The 1,447-nt window shown below is 62.8% G+C and carries 3 protein-coding genes; all 3 read right to left on the bottom strand.

The window, feature by feature from the left end:
- On the bottom strand, positions 1-543 hold a 543-nt coding region (locus A2I95_RS37600), incomplete at its 3' end, for an ATP-binding cassette domain-containing protein (RefSeq protein WP_291737541.1).
- Positions 543-1,247 (bottom strand): ABC transporter permease, encoded by a 705-nt coding sequence (locus A2I95_RS37605; protein WP_027257517.1) that lies wholly within the window; start codon positions 1,245-1,247, stop codon positions 543-545. The genes A2I95_RS37605 and A2I95_RS37600, both read right to left, overlap by 1 nt.
- Positions 1,248-1,256: 9 nt before the next feature.
- A partial coding sequence (locus A2I95_RS37610; protein ID WP_291737542.1) for a hypothetical protein occupies positions 1,257-1,447 on the bottom strand: 191 nt, incomplete at its 5' end.

Genomic DNA, 1,447 nt, shown 5'->3' on the forward strand with positions numbered 1-1,447 from the left:
TGTGCCGCTCTCGGATGCATGGGCCAGGATTTCCTCGATTTCGCGGGTGGCACGGCCATCCAGCGCCGCACAGGGTTCATCCAGAAACAAGACTTGCGGCTCACGCACCAGGGCGCGCGCAAGAGCCAGTTTTTGCCGTTCGCCACCGGACAGCATGGTCGCCTGGCGTTCCAAAATTCCCCCCAGCCCCACACGTTTTGCCCAATCGGCCGCCCGCGCGCGCGCCTCCTTGCGGGCAATGCCGGTCAACCGCAGCGGATAGGCGATGTTGTCAATCACCGAGCGCCGCATCATCACCGGGGTCTGGAACACAAAGGCCTGATGTTTCTGCGCTTCGTCCAGCGGACAGGCCCAGTCCAGGCTGCCGCCGTTCATCCGCACAATGCCATGCAGCATCTTCAACAGTGTCGTCTTGCCCGCCCCGTTGGGACCAATCACAATCGAGGTGCCCTGCCCGCCCAGTGTCAGATCCACCGGTCCGACCAAAACCTTGCTGCGACGGCGCACCACAGCGCCCTTGGCCACCAGCGGGAACATCTGCATCACCAGCGCCCCTCGCTCTCAGTCCGGCCCAGCCAGTGAATCGCCAGATTCACCGCAATTGCCAGCGCGATCAGGACAAACCCCAGCCCCAGCGCCATAGCGAACTCGCCTTTGCCGGTTTCCAGTGCAATCGCCGTGGTCAGCACCCGTGTTGCGTGGTCGATATTGCCGCCCACCACCATGATCGCACCGACCTCGCCAATCGCCCGGCCAAACCCCGCCAGTGCCGCTGTCAGCAGCGCCCGGCGACCGTCCCATAGCAGCGCCTTGATGCGCTGCAGCTGGGTCGCGTTCATCGAGATCAAGAGATCGTGGTAATCGCTCCACAGCTCGCGCAGCGACTGATGCGCAACCGAAGCCACCAAGGGAACAACAATAATCACCTGCGCGATGATCATCGCCGTGGGCGTGAACAGCAGGCCAAACACGCCAAACGGCCCGGCCCGCGACAGGAACACATAAACCACAAGCCCCACCACCACCGGCGGCAGCCCCATCAGCGCATTCAGCACCGCTATCGTGGCCCGGCGCAGCCGGAACCTGCGCACCGCCAGAAACGCCGCCAGCGGCAGTGCAATAGCACAGGCAATCGCCAGCGCGGTCAGCGTCACCCGCAATGAGCGCAGGGTGATTTCGACCAGATCCGCGTCCAGCGTCGCCAGCAGCCAAAAGGCCTGGCTCAGTCCTGCCCACAGATCATTCATTGCGTCCAGTCACTCTCCCAAAGGCCAACTGCCGACCCGGTCTAACATGGCTTTGCGCGGCTCCAAATCACAGGAGCAGACGCTGGGACAGCCAAAAACGGCAATCCGGCTGGAAAATTCTGCCCCCGATACCCATCTGAGAAGTAACGGCTTCCCGAAGATGCCGCCTGTTAGCGCCAAATCACCGCTTTTGGCTGCAA

The organism is Leisingera sp. F5, assembly GCF_001593695.1.